Below are 17,050 nucleotides of genomic sequence, written 5' to 3'. Positions count from 1 at the left end.
TCACGGGGGTCTTCTCGGTGGTGTGGCGGGTAGAGGATTCGAACCTCTGTAGCTTTCGCGACGGATTTACAGTCCGCTCCCATTGGCCGCTCGGGCAACCCGCCCCGCCCCCGGTGGTGCCGGGTGCGGTGGAGACAATACATAAGCCCGTGGGGGCCTGCGCAACCGGGATACCCCGGTAGGCTTCCTGGCGGTTCCAGACCCACCGACGCGGAGGTACCGGGCACGTGGCAGACCCGTCGTTCGACGTGGTGAGCAAGGTCGACCGCCAGGAAGTCGACAACGCGCTCAACCAGGCCGCCAAGGAGTTGAGCACGCGGTTCGACTTCCGCGGCACCGAGACTTCGGTGTCCTGGGCGGGTGAGGAGGCGATCACCTTCCAGTCCGAGACCGAGGAGCGCTGCCGGGCCGCGATCGACGTCTTCCAGGAGAAGCTGGTCAAGCGCGGCATCTCGATGAAGGCGTTCGAGATCGGCGACCCGGCTCTCTCGGGCAAGGTGTTCAAGGTGACCGGCAACCTGGTCCAGGGCATCTCCAGCGAGAAGGCCAAGGAGATCGCGAAGAAGGTCCGCGACGAGGGCCCCAAGGGCGTGCAGGCGCAGATCCAGGGCGACCAGCTGCGCATCACGGGCAAGAAGAAGGACCACCTGCAGGACGTGATCGCCCTGCTGAAGAACTCCGACTTCGGTATCGCCCTCCAGTTCACCAACTACCGGTGAAGGGCATCGTCCTCGCGGGCGGTAGTGGCACGCGCCTGCACCCGATCACCCAAGCGGTGTCGAAGCAGTTGCTGCCTGTGTACGACAAGCCGATGGTGTACTACCCGCTTTCGGTGTTGATGCTGGCGGGTGTGCGCGAGGTGCTGCTCATCTCGACGCCGGTCGACCTGCCGTTGTTCCGCCGGCTGCTCGGTGACGGCTCGCAGTTCGGCCTGAGCATCTCCTACGCCGAGCAGGCCGAGCCGAACGGGCTGGCCGAGGCGTTCGTCATCGGCGCGGACTTCATCGGCGACGACGACGTGTCGCTGGTGCTCGGCGACAACATCTTCTACGGCCAGGGCTTCTCCAAGCTCCTCCAGCACAACGCCGCCACGCTGGACGGCTGCGTGCTGTTCGGCTACCCGGTGAAGGACCCGGAGCGCTACGGCGTGGGCGAGGTGGACGGGGACGGCAGGCTGATCAGCATCGAGGAGAAGCCCGAACGGCCGAAGTCGAACAAGGCCATCACCGGCCTGTACTTCTACGACAACGAGGTCGTGGACATCGCCAAGTCGCTCAAGCCGTCACCGCGCGGCGAGCTGGAGATCACCGACGTCAACCTGGCCTACCTGCGTGACAACCGGGCGCACCTGGTGGACCTGGGCCGCGGTTTCGCGTGGCTGGACACCGGGACGCACGACTCGATGCTGGAGGCGGCCCAGTTCGTGCAGGTGCTGGAGCACCGGCAGGGCGTGCGCATCGCGTGCCTGGAGGAGATCGCGCTGCGGATGGGCTTCATCAGCGCCGAGGAGTGCTACGCGCTGGGCGCGAAGCTGGCGAAGTCCGGCTACGGCCAGTACGTGATGAACGTCGCACAGGAAGTCTGCTAGCCACCGGTACTGGCTAGCCCTGGTGCTTGCGGGCCAGCTCTTCCAGTCGGCGCACGCGGTCCGCGATCGGTGGGTGGGTGGAGAACAGCCTGGCCAGGTTCTCCCCCGCCCGGAACGGGCTGGCGATCATCAGGTGCGACTGCGCGACCACGGCCGGTTCGGGCGCCAACGGCGCCGCCCGCGTGCCGTACTCGATCTTCCGCAGGGCCGAGGCCAGGGCCAGCGGGTCACCGGTCAGCTCGGCCCCGGACTCGTCGGCCTGGTACTCCCGGGACCGGCTGACGGCCATCTGCACGATGGCGGCGGCGATCGGGCCGAGCACGGCGATGAGCAGCAGCGCGAACGGGTTGGGCCGGTCGTCGTCACCGTCGCCGAAGACGCTGGCGAAGATCGCCAGGTTCGCCAGCGTGCTGACCGCACTGGCCAACGCCCCCGCCACGCACGAGATGAGGATGTCGCGGTTGTACACGTGCGACAGCTCGTGCCCGAGCACGGCGCGCAGCTCGCGTTCGTCGAGCAGTTCGAGGATGCCGGTGGTGCAGCACACGGCGGCGTTGCGCGGGTTGCGGCCGGTGGCGAACGCGTTGGGCGCGATCGTGGGGCTGATGTAGAGGCGCGGCATGGGCTGGCGTGCGGCCATGGCCAGCTCGCGGACTATCCGGTACAGCGCGGGCTGCTCCACCTCGGACACCGGCCGGGCCCGCATGGCGCGCAGCGCGAGTTTGTCCGAGTTGAAGTACGCGTAGGCGTTCACGCCCAGCGCCAGCAGCAGGCCGATGACCAGGGCGGTACGCCCGAACAGCGAGCTGATCGCCACGATCAGACCGCCCATGGCACCGAGCAGCAACGCGGTCTTCAACGCGTTGTAGTGCTTGTGCACGTCGCTTCGCCTCCGCCTGTCTACGTCCTCTCCCTCAACGTGCCCGGTCGGCGCGGGGTTCCGGTACCGGGGCGTGCCGGGCGTGTGGCGGTGGTCTCGGGTGCGGGCTCGGCGCCCGCGTCGAGCGGCGGCGGAGGCGGCACGTGCGTGACCCACGTGGCCAGCACGTCGCGTTCGTGGACGAGTTCGGCGACCGCGCCGGCACCGTCCAGGCCACCCGTGCCGGGGTAGGAGAAGTCCGGCGCCCAGTGCAGGGCGTCGAACGGGCACGCCTCGACGCAGATGCCGCAGTACAGGCACTGGCCGTAGTCGATGGCGAACCGGTCGAGCACGTTGCGTGCACGCGGTCGGGCCGAGCCGGGCTGCTCCTCGACCTCGGTGTGCGAGTCGATGTGGATGCACCAGTCGGGGCACTCGCGGGCGCAGATCATGCACACCGTGCAGTTGGCCTCCAGCAGCGCGATGACGCCACGGGTGCGCGGGGGCAGGTCAGCCACGGGTGTCCTCCGTCCGATCGTCGGCGGCCTCGTACCGCGGTCCCCAGGAGGGGTCGGGCACGCCGGGCGGCGCGGCGCGCCTGCGGCTGGGTGCGGACGTGCCGTCCTCACCCGGTTCGAGCCGGCCGGGCCACGGGCGCACCACGCGGGAGGCGAGCACGAAGTCCTTGCGCAACGGGTGGCCGCTGAAGCTGTCCGGGAGCAGCAGGTGGGCCGGTTCGCCGTCGGCGAGGGTGATGCCGAACATCTCCACGGCCTCGCGCTCGTGCCACCCCGCGCCCGCCCACAGCGCGGCGACGCTCGGCAGCGCGTCGTCCGGCCCCAGTTCGGTGCGCAGCAGCACGCCGTTCCTGGTGTCCGGGTCGAGGACGTGCAGCAACACGGCGTGCCGCTGCCCGACGGCGCCCGGACGTCCGGCGTCCTCGACGCCGAGCCAGTCGAACTGCGTGCAGCCCAGCTCGTCGTGGGCGTAACGGGCGGCTTCGGGCCACGCGGGCAGCGGCACGTGCGCGGTGGTCTGGCCGAACGCGGTCTTGGCCTGCGCGTCGGGGATGCGCGTGGCAAGAGCGGCGGCAAGAGCCTCGGACGCGGCGCTCACGACACCAGCCGGTGCAGCGCGGCGAGGCCGTCGAGCAGGGCCTCGGGACGTGGTGGGCAGCCGGGGACGGCGACGTGCACGGGCAGCACCTGGTCGATGCCCTTGGTGACGCTGTAGGAGTCCCAGTACGGGCCGCCGGTGTTGCTGCACGCGCCGACTGAGAGCACGTAACGCGGTTCCGGCATCTCCTGGTACGTCGCGATCACCGCGGGCAACATGGCATCGGTGACCGTGCCGGAGACGACGAGCACGTGTGCCTCACCCGCCGAGTGCACCGGATCGACCCCCAGGGCGGCGAGGTGTTCCGGCCGGTGGCCTTCGAGCGCGGCCATGACCTCGACGCCGCAGCAGGCCAGGCCGAGGTCGAGCACGGTGACCCGGTACGTCGTGCCCCAGTCCAAGGTGGAAACCGTCACGCCGATGAGGTTAATACGTGGGGGCCCGCCCGGCTGCTGCCCGGCGGGCCCCCAACCCCCCAATACCCCCCACGATTGCTTCCACGTGAACAAGCACCTGTGGTTGCGGCAGAAGTCTCTTACGGATCGCGTATACCTGTCCAGGGAAATCAGACAAGATCTTCGGATAATTTGAGCGCGAACTGTGGTCAAGTTCAGTACAACTAATCGGTAGAACACCACGCCACGACCCGAGAGGCCCTGCATGTCGACCTCGGCCCAACTGCTCCTGCCCGCGGGCAACCAGCTCACCAGGCTCCTGCACACCTCTCCCCTGCTGATGGACACCACGTTGGACCAGCTCAGGACCTTGATCGCGGTGTACGAGACGCGATCGGCACTGCGCGCGGCACGGGTGCTCGGCCGGGAGCAATCCAGTGTGCAGAAGCAGATCGACACGCTCAACCGCAACTTCAAGTCGCTGTGCGGCGAGCCGCTGGTCGTCAAGCAGGGCCGGGGAAAAGACGTGCTGATCACACAGACCGGCGAGGCGTTGGTGGAATTGGCGCGCACCACGTTGACCGAGTGGCTGGATTCGATTCACGAGTGCCGGCGCAAGCTCGGCACCACGCTCACCGTGGGCACGACGCGGTTCATGCTCGACTCGCTGGCCAAGGCGTGGCACCACGTGGCGGACGACTTCCGCAGGCGGGACGTGGAACTGAAGGTGGTGCACATCCGGACGAAGGACATCTGGACGAGCCTGGAGTCGAAGGAGGTCGACATCGTGTGCGGGAGCGTCGTCACGCACGCGGGTCGCAACAGCGGGTTCGAGGACTTCGACGTGATCGAGTGGCGGCGCGGCGGGCTGGCGCTGCTCACCAACCTGCCCGAGAGCAGGCTGGGCGACAGCATCGGCACCGGGGAGTTGCCGAAGCTGCCGCTGGTCGTGCCGGGCGACGGGCTGATCGCGGAATTCCTGCGCGGGTGGTTCGGCCCGGACTACCGCAACGAGCTGGACATCGCGGCGGAGATCGACGAGATCCAGTACGGGATGTCGTTGCTGCGGTCCGGGCTGGTGGAGGGCTGCATGATCGTCACGTCCGGGCTGGGCGTGGTGGCCGCGAACAACGAGCTGCGCGAGGGGTCCGGGCTGCGGGTGGTGGAGCTGAAGAACGACCGGAAGCCGCAGTTGGAGCGTTTGGTCGGGGTCTTCGCCCGCAAGGAGGAGCGGGCGAAGTTCCCGGCCGACCACCCGTTGAACCTGCTGTGGGCGGCGTTCCAGCGTGAGGTTTCGGACTAGCGGTGGCGGGCTAACGCGCCGTGTCGGACGGGCGTTCCTCGCGCCGGCGTTGGGCTTGGCGCACCAGCCACTCCAGGCCGGTGAGCTGCTTCGGGACCTCGGGCTTCTGGTGTTCCACGGGCTCCTCCTGCTCCTGCTGCGGTCGGGGCGACGGGCGCTGGGCGTCCAGGTCGTTCATGGCGCGCTCCCTACCTTGTCGACAGCGAGTGCCGTCGATCGGAGCACCGACGGGGGTCGGCTCGCTAGAGCGATCAGCCCTATGGGTGACGGACGGCGGCTTGGATTCGTCCGGCGGTCAGGACGCCTACCGCTCGGCTGGTAGGCGCGCGTACCGCTCGGCGTACCGGGTGGGGGTCTCACCGAACATTGCCGTGAAGTCTCGAACGAAGTGCGGCTGGTCCGCGTAGCCGAGGTCGGCGGCGAGGGCGGCCCAGTCGATCCGCCCGCCCGCCTCCATGCGTTCGGTGACCTCGCGCAGGCGGTAGCGGCGGATCACCCACTTCGGGCCGACGCCGACGTGTTCGGCGAACAGGCGTTGCAGCTGCCGGACACTGCTGCCCACCTCGTCTGCCAGCACGTCCACTCTGGTCATCCGGGGGTCTTCGACGATCAGGTTCACGACGTCCGCCGCCTGTCGTGCCCTCGGGTCGGGTTCCGGCAGGTTCCGGCGCAGCACGTCCTCGACTGCCGGGACGTCGGGGTGACCGGGCAGGCCGTCGAACACGGTTGCCGCGGGGATGGACCGGTCGGTGATCGACTGGACCGGTCCGCCGAGGAACGGCCGGAAGACGCCGGGGTGGAACGCGACGCCGAACACCCGGCCCGTGCCGTCGAGCTCCTTGAACACGTGCCCGCTGGACACGCCGTGCACCTCGGCGGGGCGGCCGTCGACGAAGCTGAGGTGGACGTTCGGGTAGGGCACGATCAGCTGGCGGTAGGGCCGGTCGTACCGCCACTCCACCACCCAGTAGCGGGCCACGAGCCCGGCCAGGTCGGTCGACGGCTGGTGGAACTCCATGCGCTGGTGTCGTGGCCACGCCAGCTCGCGCTCGTCCCGCGTCACGTCAGCGAGGGTATGTCGCGTTTGTTCAATACACGTGCGGCGGCCGTTCCTACGGTTGACCGCATGTCCCGTGAGCAGTTGATCGACAAGGCCGTGGCGACCGCGCTGGAGGTCGTCGAGAACATCAAGCCCGGCCAGTTGGACGCCCCGACGCCGTGCACCGAGTTCGACGTCCGCAAGCTGGTCAACCACCTGCTGTTCTGGGGCCCGTCCCTGGCCGCCGCCGCCCACAAGCAGCCCGTGCCGCCGCCTGCGGAGTCGGAAGCCGACATCGATCTGACCGCCGGCGACTGGTCCACCGATCTGAGCGCCCAACTCCACTCCACCGCCACGGCGTGGAGCACGCCTTCGGCGTGGAGCGGCATGACGTCGGTCGGGAGCCCGCAGCAGCTGCCGGCCGAGATGATCGGCGCGATGGTGCTGGGCGAGATGGTCGTGCACATGTGGGACCTGGCCAAAGCCACCGGCCAGGCGCCGACCTGGGACACCGGCCTGCTGGAGTTCATCCACGCCGACCTGCTCCAGACCGCGTCGATGGGCCGCGAGATGGGCCTCTACGGCCCGGAGGTGCAGGTCCCGTCGGACGCCCCGCTGATCGACCGAATCGTCGCCCTCACCGGCCGCCGGCCCTGATCCGGTCACGCAGGCCCCGGCCGGTGGTCGCGTGAGTCACGCGACCACTGGTGCGCGGTGGCCTGGTCAGTCCCTGAGTTCCATCGTGCAGCACTTCGGGCCGCCGCCGGATTTGCGGAGTTCGGAGATGTCCACGAAGACGGGTTCGAAGCCGTGGCGGGCTACTTGGTCGGCCAGGGCGGTGGCTTCCAGCGGCAGGATTACGTGGCGGCCGTCGGAGACGGCGTTCAGGCCCAGGCAGGCGGCGTCTTCGGCGGTGGTGGTGATCGCGTTCGGGAAGAGGCGGCGAAGGACTTGTCGGGTGCCCGGGGAGAAGGCGTCCGGGTAGTAGGCGATCAGGTCGTCGGCCAGGACGAAGAGGGCCACGTCGAGGTGGTAGTAGCGGGGGTCCGTCAGGTGCAGGGAGATGACCGGGACGCCCAGGACCTCTTGGGCTTCCGAGTGGGCCTGCGGGTCGGTGCGGAAGCCGGTGCCGGCCAGGAGGTACTTGCCGGTCCACACGAAGTCGCCCTCGGCTTCGTTGGTGCGCGAAGGCATGACGACCGACCGGTAGCCGTTGGCGAGGAACCAGCGGCGGAAGTGGTCGGCTTCCGCGGCACGTTGGGGGGCGCGGAAGCGTGAACCCAGGACCTGGCCATCGATGACGGTTCCCGAGTTGGCCGCGAAGACCATGTCGGGCAGGCCCGGTTCGGGGTCGATGACGTCCACCTTGTGACCAAGGCGCTCGTAGGTTTCCTTCAGGGCCGTCCACTGCTCCATCGCCAGCGAGGTGCTGATCGGTTGCGTGGGGTCCATCCACGGGTTGATCGAGTACTCCACGGTGAAGTACGCGGGCGGGCACATCAGGTACCGACGGGTGGTCGGCACGCGCACCTGCGTCGCGGGCGTGGTGACGCCGAGCACGATCGGCTCGTCGCCGGGGCCCACCAAGGAAACCGAGGTCATGGATCGAAATGTAGATGGCTATCTGACCCTCGAACAACGCCGCAATATTGCGCGTTCCAGGGCAGAATGTTGCGTGTGGACTCGATCGACCAGCGAATCATTTCGTGCCTCATGACCAACGCCCGCTCCAGCTACGCCGATATCGGCAAGGAGGTCGGACTCTCCGCCCCGGCCGTGAAGCGGCGCGTGGACAAGCTGCTCGACAGCGGCGTGCTGCGCGGCTTCACCGCCGTCGTCGACCCCGAGCAGTTGGGCTGGGGCACGGAGGCATTCGTCGAGGTGCACTGCCGCGGCAACGTCGCCCCGCACGACATCCAGCAGCGCCTGGAGGCGATGGCCGAGGTCAGGGCCGCTTACACCGTCTCCGGCGCGGCGGACGCGATCGTGCACCTGCGTGCCGCGAACATCCACCACCTGGAGACCGCGCTGGAACGGCTGCGCGCCGTCGACATCATCGACCGCACCGTCTCCACCGTGGTGCTGTCCCGCCTCCTGGACCGACCACCGGCCCCTTAGAGTCGCCCGCATGGCCGAAGTGCTCCTGGACCGCTCCGACCGCGTGGCGGTCATCACCGTGCACGACCCCGAACGCCGCAACGCGCTCACGCTCGACCTCTCCGACCAGCTCGTCGAAGCCGTCAAGAGCTGTGAAGACGACGAGGACGTCCACGCGGTCGTGGTCACGGGCGCTCCGCCGGCGTTCTGCGCGGGCGCGGATCTGACGGCCTTGGGCGAGGCTCGTGAAGAGAGCCTGCGGCGCATCTACGCCGGGTTCCTGGCGGTGGCGGGCTGCACGCTGCCGACGATCGCGGCCGTCGGCGGCGCGGCGGTCGGCGCGGGGCTCAACCTGGCGCTCGCGTGCGACGTGCGCATCGTCAACGCCCGGGCGCGGTTCGACGCGCGGTTCCTCCAGCTGGGCATCCACCCCGGCGGCGGGATGACGTGGATGCTGCAACGGCTCGTCGGTCCGCAGACCGCGGCCGCGATGACGCTGTTCGGCGAGGTTTTGGGCGCCGACGCGGCGGTATCCCACGGCCTGGCCTGGGAACGGGTCGACGGCGGGCACGACGAACTGGTCGCCTCCGCGATCGGGTTCGCGCGCCGTTCGGCCGGAGCGTCGCGCGAACTGGTCCGCACCACCAAGGCGTCCATGCGCACGACCGCCCGCCTGGCCGACCACGCCCAGGCCGTGGACATCGAACTGACGCCGCAGGCCGCCTCCATCGCAACACCGGAGTTCCAGGCGAAGCTGGCGGCCATGAAGGCGCAGATCAGCAGCCGGGAGTGACCTGGACAGACGACCGGCAGTACATGTAACTTCCGGTAACAGTTACCGGACGGTACTACCACATTACTGCTCAGTTGACGACCTGCGCACCTGGTGGGACGAATTGTCCCGCAGAGTGGTACGGGGGAAACCGGCACCGCGACGGGCACGACTACCCTCGCGATGGGGGAGGGGCACAAGCCCCATAGCGGGTGTGAGGAAAGGGATTGGCGTAGGACATGACTACCGACGTGGGTAACGGCGCCGCGCCAGCCGGCTCGCCAGAACAACCGGGCACCGTCCGCAAGCTCGACCGCGTGGTGATCCGGTTCGCCGGCGACTCCGGCGACGGCATGCAGCTCACGGGTGACCGGTTCACCTCCGAGGCTGCCGCGTTCGGCAACGACCTCGCCACCCAGCCGAACTTCCCGGCCGAGATCCGGGCGCCTCAGGGCACCCTGCCGGGCGTGTCCAGCTTCCAGCTGCACTTCGCCGACTACGACATCCTCACCCCCGGCGACCGCCCCGACGTGCTGGTGGCGATGAACCCGGCGGCGCTCAAGGCGAACATCGAGGACCTGCCCAAGGGCGGGATCCTGATCGTCAACACCGACGAGTTCACCAAGCGCAACCTGGTGAAGGTCGGCTACGCGGCCGACCCCCTGGAGGACAACTCCCTCACCGAGACCTACCAGGTGCACAAGGTCGCGATGGCCACGCTGACCATCGGCGCCCTGGAGAACACCGGCCTGGGCAAGAAGGACGCGGAACGGGCGAAGAACATGTTCGCCCTGGGCCTGCTGTCCTGGATGTACCACCGGCCGACCGAGGGCACGGAACGGTTCCTGCGCGAGAAGTTCGCCAAGAAGCCGGACATCGCCGAGGCCAACGTGCTGGCGTTCCGGGCGGGCTGGAACTACGGCGAGACCACCGAGTCCTTCGCGGTCACCTACGAGGTCGCGCCGGCCAAGCTCAACCAGGGCACCTACCGGCAGATCACCGGCAACACGGCGCTCGCCTACGGCATCGTCGCGGCCGGTCAGCAGTCCGGGCTGCCCGTGGTGCTCGGCACGTACCCGATCACCCCGGCGTCGGACATCCTGCACGAGCTGTCCAAGCACAAGAACTTCGGCATCACCACGCTGCAGGCCGAGGACGAGATCGCGGGCATCGGCGCGGCGCTGGGCGCCTCGTACGGCGGCGCGCTCGGCATCACCTCGACGTCCGGTCCCGGGCTCGCGCTCAAGTCGGAGACCATCGGCCTGGGCGTGATGACCGAGCTGCCGCTGATCGTCATCGACGTGCAGCGCGGCGGCCCGTCCACCGGTCTGCCGACCAAGACCGAGCAGGCCGACCTGCTCCAGGCGATGTTCGGCCGCAACGGCGAGTCGCCGGTGCCGGTCGTCGCCCCGCAGTCGCCCGCGGACTGCTTCGACGCCGCGATGGAGGCTGCGCGCATCGCGCTGGTCTACCGGACGCCGGTGCTGCTGCTGTCCGACGGCGCGATCGCGAACGGCTCCGAACCGTGGCTGATCCCGGACGTCGAGGACCTGCCCGACCTGTCCGTGACGTTCGCCACAGAGCCCAACGCGCCGGACGGCACGTTCTGGCCCTACCTGCGCGACCCGGAGACGCTGGCCCGACCGTGGGCGGTGCCCGGCACGCCCGGCCTCCAGCACCGCATCGGCGGTCTGGAGAAGGCCGACGGCACCGGCAACATCTCCTACGACCCGGCCAACCACGACCACATGGTGCGGCTGCGGCAGCGCAAGATCGACGGCATCGAGGTGCCGGACGTCGTGGTGGACGACCCGTCCGGCGAGGCGCGCGTCCTGGTCATCGGCTGGGGCTCGTCCTACGGCCCGATCGGCGCCGCCGCGCGCCGGGTGCGCAAGCTGGGGATGCCGGTGGCGCACGCGCACCTGCGGCACCTCAACCCGTTCCCGAAGAACCTGGGCGCCGTCATCAGTCGGTACGACCGGGTCGTCGTGCCGGAGATGAACCTCGGCCAGTTGGCGATGCTGCTGCGCGCCAAGTACCTGGTCGACGCGATGAGCTACACGAAGGTGCAGGGCCTGCCGTTCAAGGCCGAGGAACTTCAGGACGTGCTCGCCGATGTGATCAAGGGAGTGTCCGAATGACGGCGACGGAACTGGGTCTGCCGACCGTGGGGGGTCTTGTCGGCGTGCCCACCACGGACGAGCCGCAGAAGGCCAAGGACTACAAGTCGGACCAGGAAGTGCGCTGGTGCCCCGGCTGCGGCGACTACGTGGTGCTCAACGCCGTGCAGTCCTTCCTGCCCACGCTGGGCCTCAAGCGCGAGAACATCGTGTTCGTCTCGGGGATCGGCTGCTCGTCGCGGTTCCCGTACTACATGAACACCTACGGGATGCACTCCATCCACGGGCGCGCGCCGGCCATCGCGACCGGCCTGGCGGTGGCCCGGCCGGACCTGTCGGTGTGGGTGGTGACCGGTGACGGCGACGCGCTGTCCATCGGCGGCAACCACCTGATCCACACGCTGCGCCGCAACGTGAACCTCAAGATCCTGCTGTTCAACAACCGGATCTACGGCCTGACCAAGGGCCAGTACTCGCCGACCTCCGAGGAGGGCAAGGTCACCAAGTCCACGCCGCTCGGGTCGCTCGACCACCCGTTCAACCCGGTGTCGCTGGCGCTGGGCGCGGAGGCCACGTTCGTCGGCCGCGCGGTCGACTCGGACCGGGCGGGGCTGACCGAGGTGCTGCGGCAGGCCGCCGAGCACCGCGGGTCGGCGCTGGTGGAGATCTACCAGAACTGCCCGATCTTCAACGACGGCGCGTTCGACGTGCTCAAGGACGCCGAGGAGGCGTCCCGGCGGATCATCAACGTGGTGCACGGGCAGCCGATCACGTTCGGCGGCGGTGACTACGCGGTGGTGCGGGCGGGCTTCGGCCTGGCCGTGGCCAAGACCGCGGACGTCGCGGCGGAGGACATCGTCGTGCACGACGCGGAGGACCTGAACCTGGCCTTCGCGCTGTCGCGGCTGTCCACGCAGGACCTCCAGCACACCGTCACCGGCGTGTTCCGCAACACCGCGCGCACCACGTACGACGACGCGGCGCGTGAGCAGGTGGAACAGGCCAAGGCAGCCAAGCCCGCCGACCTCAGCGCGCTGCTGCACGGCAAGGACACCTGGACCGTGGCCGGCTAGTCCGGTTACGCCCCGCACGACGGAGGACCCCCTGTTCCGCCTCCCGGAACAGGGGGTCCTCGCGCTTTCCCTCCCCAGGGAAGCTGTGGTGAGCGGCCTTTACGGGGCTTGGCGGAAGCCGGCCTTCTCGGCGTCCGAGGTGGTGCGGAACCAGACGTCGGCGCGGGTCTCGCGGAAGTTCGCCGACTCGTTGGTGAAGTATCGGCGGCCGGTCAGGGTCGCCTTGACCTGGAACTCCGGCGCGGGCGCCAGGCCGTCGGACTTCGGCAGCACCGAACCGGGGCCGAACGGCGAGCGCGGGTTGAAGCCCTCCTGTTGGCCCTGGTAGCGGGGGCTGTTGCCGGACGCGGCGGCAGGCCGGCCACCGGTGCTCGGGCTGAACCCGACCGGGCGCGGGCGCACCGGAAGCGGTGGCGGTGGTGGCGGCGTGGCCGGCTTCGGCGAGAGCGGTGCGGGGGAAGGCGTGCGCGGCGAGCCCGTCGGACGGGTGGGGCGCTGCGGCAGGCCGTTCGCGGTCAGCGGGGTGGGGTTGCCGGCCAGCAGTTCGGGCGAGAGCGTGGGCACGAACGGCTGGTCGTTGCCGGACGCGGGCGGCGGGGTCGGCCGGGTCTGCTCGGGCTCCGGCTCCTCGTCCGTGTCCAGCAGCGGCTCGAACAGGCTGCGCGGCCGTGTGGGCTCGTCCTTCTTCGGCTCGACCTTGGCCTCTGCGGGCTTCGGCTCGACGGGCTTGGCCTCTGCGGGCTTGACCTCGGCGGGCTTGGGCTCGGCGGCCTTGGGTTCGACCGGCTGGGGCTTGACCGGCTGGGACGAGGGCTGGACGAACGTCGGCTCGAAGGCCGGGGGCTCCACCGGCGCCGGGGCCTTCACCTCGGGCTCGGCGGGCGCGACCGGCTCGACGACCGCGGGCTCGGGCGCACGCGGCGGCTCGGGCGCGGCAACGGGCTCGGCAACGGGCTCGGCGAGCGCGGTCGGCTCGACGATCTCAGGCTTCGACTCCACCGGCGGGGAATCGACGATGGCGCTCATGACCTCGGTCCGAGGTCCGTCGTTCCTGAACAGGTCGTTCGAGGGCTCATCACTCCGAGACACCTCGCTGCGCGGCGGTGCCTCGCCTCGCGAGGCCTCGTTACGGGATGCATCGCTCCGGAGTACATCGCTCCGGGAGGCCTCATTGCGGGAGATCTCGCTGTGGAATGCCTCGCTTCGGGCGGCCTCACTACGGAGCGCCTCGCTGCGGGATGCCTCGGCCGTCCGCTCGGACAGCTCACCGCGTGTCGACTCGACGTCGACGGGCGAGAAGTGGCCGGTCAGGTCGTGCTCGGGCCAGACCTGCGGCTCCGGCTCGGCCGGACGTCGGCGCTCCTCGGACCAGACCTGGGGCTCCTGCTCGGGCTCGGTCTCGGGCTCGGCCGGACGGCGCTGCTCGTTGTCCACCTCGGCGATGGCCTGGGCCAACGCGGTCGCCGGGATGAGCGCGGTCTCCTCGGCGGACGCGGGCCGGCGTTCCGGCTCGTCCTCCTCCTCGTGACCGCCCGCGACCTCGTCCTCGTCGTAGACCTCCTGGACGGGCTCCTCGCGCCACACCTCGCGCGGCTGGAAGACCTGGACCTCCGGCGGGGCGGTCGGCTCCTCCTGCGGCGGCGCGACCTCGGCGACCGGCGTCGGCGGCACGACCGGCATGAGTTGCGTCGCCTCGGCGGGCAGCTCCGGCTCGTCGTCGGGCGTGTACTGGCGCGGCCGGGGCGACGGCTTGAACGGCGGCGGCTCCAACGGTGGCCGGGACTGCTCCACCAGCGACCGGGGCCTCGGCTCCAGCGTCTCCCGGGTGTCGTGACCGGCCTCGGGCGACAGCCGGTCGAACATGCGGCGCGGCGGCTCGGCCTCGAACTCCGGGAAGTCGTGCTGCTCCTCGAAGTCCGACAACGGCCGGTGCTCGTCGTCCAACTCCTCCAGCAGCGAGTCGCGCTCGTCGAGCTTGATGTTCGACATGTCGTAGCGCGGCGCCTCGACGGAAGACTCGTGGCCCGAGGACTCGAAACCGGAGGACTCGTAGCGGGTCGGCTCAAGAGGAGCCTCGAACCGCGTGCGTTCCGGCGTGAGCACGTCGTCCGCCAACGAACGGGACGCCTCGACGTGCCAGTTGTCGAACTCGTCGCGCGGTTGCGACTTGAGCCCGACCGAACTGGCCGCGGAAGCCTGAGGCGCGGGCCGCGGAGATGCGAGGAGGCGTTCCTCAAGGTCTTCCAGCTCGCGCTTCGCCGGACGCACCAGGACCAGCCAGGTGAGTGCGACGCCTGCCACGAAGGACAGCAGGCTCCACAGCCACACCTGCCCGAAGAGCGAACTCACGGGAGACCCTCCCACTGCTGCTTGTCACACACCCCGACACGCTCCGCTTCCGAATCTTCACCCGGTTGGGGAGCGGTGCAAAACTACCCTGACCGACGGGTCCAGCGCGTGGGGCCGGCCGGACCTGTGACCAGGGTTCGATAATAGGCCACTCGGAGCAACTGACCAGCCAAAATGGCTGGCGTAGAGTAGCCTCTTGTGCCGCCGTTGACTAACTCCTCCACTGTTTCGACGGAAGTTAACCGCCCGAACCGGGGAGTGGCTTTCGGCGCCGGCGCCTACTTCCTCTGGGGCATCGTGCCCGCTTACTGGCCGTTGCTGCAGCCGGCCGGGTCGGTGGAGATCCTGGCGCACCGGATCGCGTGGTCACTGGTCGTGATGGCGATCATCACCGCGGTGCTCGGCCGGTGGGCTGGCATCCGCCGGCTGTCCGGGCGGGGCTGGGCGATGGTGACGGCGGCGTCCGTGCTGATCGCGGTCAACTGGGGCGTCTACATCCACGCGGTCAACACCGGGCACGTCGTGGAGGCCGCGCTCGGCTACTTCATCAACCCCCTGGTGAGCGTGCTGCTCGGGGTGTTCGTGCTGCGTGAACGTTTGCGCCTGCCGCAGTACGCCGCCCTCGCCATCGCGGTGACCGCCGTCGTGGTGCTGGCCGTGGACTACGGCAGGCTGCCGTGGATCTCGCTGGCCCTGGCCTGTTCTTTCGGCTTCTACGGGCTGCTGAAGAAGACGGTGCCGCTGGAGGCGACGGCCAGCCTGACCGCGGAGAGCCTGGTGCTGGCTCCGGTCGCGGTGGGTTACCTGATCTGGCTGGGCCCGGCCGGGACGTTCGTGTCGCACGGCTGGGGCCACGCGCTGATCATGGCCTCGACCGGCCTGGTCACCGCGATCCCGCTCATCTTGTTCGGCGCAGGCGCCCGACTCGTGCCGCTGGTGACCATGGGCATGCTCCAGTACCTGGCCCCCGTGCTCCAGTTCGGCTGGGGCGTGTTCGTGATGCACGAACCGATGCCCGCGTCCCGCTGGTTCGGCTTCGCCCTGGTCTGGATCGCCCTGGCCATCTTCACCATCGACGCCGTCCGCACCCGCCGCCGCGTCCCCGTCGTAGCCGACCTCACCTAACCGTCGAAACCGCGCGTGTCCAACGTTCGCGTCACGCGTGTCCAACGTTCAGAACACCCGAGTTGAACGCTCAGAACAGGAGCCGACGACCTGAGTGTTCAACTCGGGGTACCGGAACGTTGGACACGCGCGTTCCCAACGTTGGACACGCGCGTTCTGGAGGTTGGACACGCGCGTTCGCAACGTTGGACACGCGGGGGTTAGTGGGAGCGGGTTACTACGTACTCGCTGACGGACTCCAGCGCGTCGCGGGCGGTGCCGGAGGGGAGTACGCGGAGGGTGGCGCGGGCGCGGGTGGCGTAGTCGTCGAGGGTTCGGCGGGCTCGGGCCAGGCCGGTGGACGCGCGGAGGAGGTCCAGGGCCTCGTGGACCTCGGCGTCGTCGGTGATCGGGGCGGCCAGGAGCTTCGCCAGCCGGGAGTTCGGCTCGTCCTCCAGCGCGTACAGCATGGGGAGGGTCTTCACGCCCTCGCGCAGGTCCGTGCCGGGTGTCTTGCCGGACTCCTCCGACGGTGACGCGATGTCGATCACGTCGTCCGAGATCTGGAACGCCGCCCCGATGATCTTGCCGTACGTGTGCAGCGCCTCGACCTGCTCCGGCGTCACGTCGGAGAACATCGCGCCGAACCGGGCCGCGGTGGCGATCAGCGAACCGGTCTTCTCCGCGATCGTGGTCAGGTAGTGCGCGACCGGGTTCTCCCCGTCACGCGGCCCCATCGTCTCGCGCATCTGCCCGGTCACCAGCTCGGAGAACGTCTCCGCGATGATCCTCGCCGCCCCCGTGCCCAGGTCCGCGACCAGCGCCGACGCGTGCGCGAACAGGTAGTCGCCGGTCAGGATCGCGATGCTGTTGTCCCACTTCGCGTTGGCCGACTCCGCGCCGCGGCGCATGGTGGCCTCGTCCATGACGTCGTCGTGGTAGAGCGTGGCGAGGTGGGTCAGCTCGACGACCGCCGCCGCCTTGATCACGCTGTCCCGGTCCCACGTGCCGCCGAACTGGGCGGACAGGATGGTGAACAGCGGGCGGATGCGCTTGCCGCCCGCGGACACCAGGTGCAAGGACGTCTCCATCACCGGGTGGAACTCGCTGTGCACGGCCTTGTGCAGCAGCTCTTCCACCTCGGCCAGGCCGTCCTGAACCACCTCCGCGAGCACGGGGTCCGCAAACCGGAACCCCGCCCCCGCCCGCTCGCTACTGGTCACGGCTACAGAGCC

At 69.6% G+C, this 17,050-nt stretch carries 19 protein-coding genes and 1 tRNA gene; 10 read left to right on the top strand and 10 right to left on the bottom strand.

Annotation, left to right across the window (positions count from 1 at the left end; genetic code table 11):
* Positions 1–23: 23 nt before the first annotated feature.
* Positions 24–104: transfer RNA gene (locus tag ALI22I_RS41525), tRNA-Tyr, on the bottom strand.
* Between the two features lie 123 nt (positions 105–227).
* On the opposite strand from ALI22I_RS41525, the gene ALI22I_RS41520 reads away from it, so the two are divergent.
* Positions 228–719: a YajQ family cyclic di-GMP-binding protein gene (locus ALI22I_RS41520; protein WP_077010991.1), complete on the top strand. Its 492-nt coding sequence runs from the start codon at positions 228–230 to the stop codon at positions 717–719.
* Positions 716–1,588 carry a glucose-1-phosphate thymidylyltransferase RfbA gene (rfbA, locus tag ALI22I_RS41515; RefSeq protein ID WP_077010990.1) on the top strand — a complete coding sequence of 291 codons (873 nt, stop codon included), beginning with the start codon at positions 716–718 and terminating at the stop codon, positions 1,586–1,588. Before ALI22I_RS41520 ends, rfbA begins: the two co-directional genes overlap by 4 nt.
* Positions 1,589–1,601: 13 nt before the next feature.
* On the opposite strand, the gene htpX is transcribed toward rfbA, so the two are convergent.
* Genes htpX through ALI22I_RS41495 form a run of 4 tightly spaced genes read right to left on the bottom strand, consistent with a single transcriptional unit; the run spans position 1,602 to position 3,979 of the window.
* Positions 1,602–2,468: a zinc metalloprotease HtpX gene (gene htpX, locus ALI22I_RS41510; protein ID WP_077010989.1), complete on the bottom strand. Its 867-nt coding sequence runs from the start codon at positions 2,466–2,468 to the stop codon at positions 1,602–1,604.
* A 20-nt stretch (positions 2,469–2,488) separates the two neighbouring features.
* A complete protein-coding gene (locus ALI22I_RS41505) occupies positions 2,489–2,965 on the bottom strand; it encodes a 4Fe-4S binding protein (protein WP_077010988.1) in 477 nt (158 codons plus the stop codon).
* Positions 2,958–3,563, bottom strand: a complete 606-nt coding sequence (locus ALI22I_RS41500) for an NADH-quinone oxidoreductase subunit C (RefSeq protein ID WP_077010987.1) — start codon at positions 3,561–3,563, stop codon at positions 2,958–2,960. Before ALI22I_RS41500 ends, ALI22I_RS41505 begins: the two co-directional genes overlap by 8 nt.
* Positions 3,560–3,979 (bottom strand): NADH-quinone oxidoreductase subunit B, encoded by a 420-nt coding sequence (locus ALI22I_RS41495; RefSeq protein WP_077010986.1) that lies wholly within the window; start codon positions 3,977–3,979, stop codon positions 3,560–3,562. Before ALI22I_RS41495 ends, ALI22I_RS41500 begins: the two co-directional genes overlap by 4 nt.
* Positions 3,980–4,223: 244 nt before the next feature.
* Here ALI22I_RS41495 and ALI22I_RS41490 point away from each other — a divergent pair, with 244 nt between their 5' ends.
* The gene (locus ALI22I_RS41490) at positions 4,224–5,261 is read left to right on the top strand and encodes a LysR family transcriptional regulator (protein ID WP_077010985.1); all 1,038 of its coding nucleotides are present in this window, start codon (positions 4,224–4,226) and stop codon (positions 5,259–5,261) included.
* A gap of 10 nt (positions 5,262–5,271) precedes the next feature.
* Here ALI22I_RS41490 and ALI22I_RS51585 read toward each other — a convergent pair whose 3' ends face one another.
* Both ALI22I_RS51585 and ALI22I_RS41485 read right to left on the bottom strand, forming a co-directional pair.
* Positions 5,272–5,439: a hypothetical protein gene (locus tag ALI22I_RS51585; protein ID WP_179118525.1), complete on the bottom strand. Its 168-nt coding sequence runs from the start codon at positions 5,437–5,439 to the stop codon at positions 5,272–5,274.
* Positions 5,440–5,565: 126 nt separating this feature from the next.
* A complete protein-coding gene (locus tag ALI22I_RS41485; RefSeq protein WP_238598807.1) occupies positions 5,566–6,324 on the bottom strand; it encodes a DUF6597 domain-containing transcriptional factor in 759 nt (252 codons plus the stop codon).
* A gap of 63 nt (positions 6,325–6,387) precedes the next feature.
* Here ALI22I_RS41485 and ALI22I_RS41480 point away from each other — a divergent pair, with 63 nt between their 5' ends.
* Positions 6,388–6,957 carry a TIGR03086 family metal-binding protein gene (locus ALI22I_RS41480; protein ID WP_083752377.1) on the top strand — a complete coding sequence of 190 codons (570 nt, stop codon included), beginning with the start codon at positions 6,388–6,390 and terminating at the stop codon, positions 6,955–6,957.
* Between the two features lie 66 nt (positions 6,958–7,023).
* On the opposite strand, the gene ddaH is transcribed toward ALI22I_RS41480, so the two are convergent.
* Complete coding sequence (gene ddaH / locus ALI22I_RS41475) at positions 7,024–7,902, bottom strand: dimethylargininase (RefSeq protein ID WP_083752376.1); 879 nt, start codon at positions 7,900–7,902, stop codon at positions 7,024–7,026.
* Between the two features lie 75 nt (positions 7,903–7,977).
* On the opposite strand from ddaH, the gene ALI22I_RS41470 reads away from it, so the two are divergent.
* The 4 genes from ALI22I_RS41470 to ALI22I_RS41455 all read left to right on the top strand — a co-directional run bounded on the left by ALI22I_RS41470 (position 7,978) and on the right by ALI22I_RS41455 (position 12,362).
* Positions 7,978–8,418, top strand: a complete 441-nt coding sequence (locus tag ALI22I_RS41470; RefSeq protein ID WP_077011231.1) for an Lrp/AsnC family transcriptional regulator — start codon at positions 7,978–7,980, stop codon at positions 8,416–8,418.
* A gap of 10 nt (positions 8,419–8,428) precedes the next feature.
* Positions 8,429–9,190: an enoyl-CoA hydratase gene (locus ALI22I_RS41465; protein ID WP_077010984.1), complete on the top strand. Its 762-nt coding sequence runs from the start codon at positions 8,429–8,431 to the stop codon at positions 9,188–9,190.
* Between the two features lie 218 nt (positions 9,191–9,408).
* Complete coding sequence (locus tag ALI22I_RS41460; protein WP_077010983.1) at positions 9,409–11,310, top strand: 2-oxoacid:acceptor oxidoreductase subunit alpha; 1,902 nt, start codon at positions 9,409–9,411, stop codon at positions 11,308–11,310.
* Positions 11,307–12,362, top strand: coding sequence for a 2-oxoacid:ferredoxin oxidoreductase subunit beta (locus tag ALI22I_RS41455; protein ID WP_077010982.1), 1,056 nt, complete (start codon positions 11,307–11,309; stop codon positions 12,360–12,362). The genes ALI22I_RS41460 and ALI22I_RS41455 overlap by 4 nt, the downstream gene beginning before the upstream one ends.
* A gap of 99 nt (positions 12,363–12,461) precedes the next feature.
* Here ALI22I_RS41455 and ALI22I_RS55790 read toward each other — a convergent pair whose 3' ends face one another.
* Positions 12,462–13,388 carry a sunset domain-containing protein gene (locus tag ALI22I_RS55790; protein ID WP_443217021.1) on the bottom strand — a complete coding sequence of 309 codons (927 nt, stop codon included), beginning with the start codon at positions 13,386–13,388 and terminating at the stop codon, positions 12,462–12,464.
* On the opposite strand from ALI22I_RS55790, the gene ALI22I_RS55785 reads away from it, so the two are divergent.
* The gene (locus ALI22I_RS55785) at positions 13,378–13,890 is read left to right on the top strand and encodes a pentapeptide repeat-containing protein (RefSeq protein WP_083752413.1); all 513 of its coding nucleotides are present in this window, start codon (positions 13,378–13,380) and stop codon (positions 13,888–13,890) included. The two genes, ALI22I_RS55790 and ALI22I_RS55785, sit on opposite strands and share 11 nt — an antisense overlap.
* A 1,079-nt stretch (positions 13,891–14,969) precedes the next feature.
* Positions 14,970–15,836 (top strand): EamA family transporter RarD, encoded by an 867-nt coding sequence (rarD, locus tag ALI22I_RS41445; RefSeq protein WP_238598805.1) that lies wholly within the window; start codon positions 14,970–14,972, stop codon positions 15,834–15,836.
* Positions 15,837–16,036: 200 nt separating this feature from the next.
* On the opposite strand, the gene ALI22I_RS41440 is transcribed toward rarD, so the two are convergent.
* Positions 16,037–17,038, bottom strand: a complete 1,002-nt coding sequence (locus tag ALI22I_RS41440; RefSeq protein WP_077010981.1) for a polyprenyl synthetase family protein — start codon at positions 17,036–17,038, stop codon at positions 16,037–16,039.
* Positions 17,039–17,050: the final 12 nt, after the last annotated feature.

It is taken from the genome of Saccharothrix sp. ALI-22-I (genome assembly GCF_001984175.1).
GTDB lineage: Bacteria > Actinomycetota > Actinomycetes > Mycobacteriales > Pseudonocardiaceae > Actinosynnema.
Note: the sequence above shows the minus strand (reverse complement) of the source record. Positions and strands in the feature narration are given on the sequence as shown.

Bases quoted from the DNA above. Each gene is read 5' to 3' on its own strand.
- ALI22I_RS41490 (WP_077010985.1), top strand. From the start codon at position 4,224: ATGTCGACCTCGGCCCAACTGCTCCTGCCCGCGGGCAACCAGCTCACC.
- ALI22I_RS51585 (WP_179118525.1), bottom strand. From the start codon at position 5,439: ATGAACGACCTGGACGCCCAGCGCCCGTCGCCCCGACCGCAGCAGGAG.
- ALI22I_RS41480 (WP_083752377.1), top strand. From the start codon at position 6,388: ATGTCCCGTGAGCAGTTGATCGACAAGGCCGTGGCGACCGCGCTGGAG.
- ddaH (WP_083752376.1), bottom strand. From the start codon at position 7,902: ATGACCTCGGTTTCCTTGGTGGGCCCCGGCGACGAGCCGATCGTGCTC.
- ALI22I_RS41465 (WP_077010984.1), top strand. From the start codon at position 8,429: ATGGCCGAAGTGCTCCTGGACCGCTCCGACCGCGTGGCGGTCATCACC.
- ALI22I_RS41460 (WP_077010983.1), top strand. From the start codon at position 9,409: ATGACTACCGACGTGGGTAACGGCGCCGCGCCAGCCGGCTCGCCAGAA.
- ALI22I_RS41455 (WP_077010982.1), top strand. From the start codon at position 11,307: ATGACGGCGACGGAACTGGGTCTGCCGACCGTGGGGGGTCTTGTCGGC.
- ALI22I_RS55785 (WP_083752413.1), top strand. From the start codon at position 13,378: ATGGCGCTCATGACCTCGGTCCGAGGTCCGTCGTTCCTGAACAGGTCG.
- ALI22I_RS55790 (WP_443217021.1), bottom strand. From the start codon at position 13,388: ATGAGCGCCATCGTCGATTCCCCGCCGGTGGAGTCGAAGCCTGAGATC.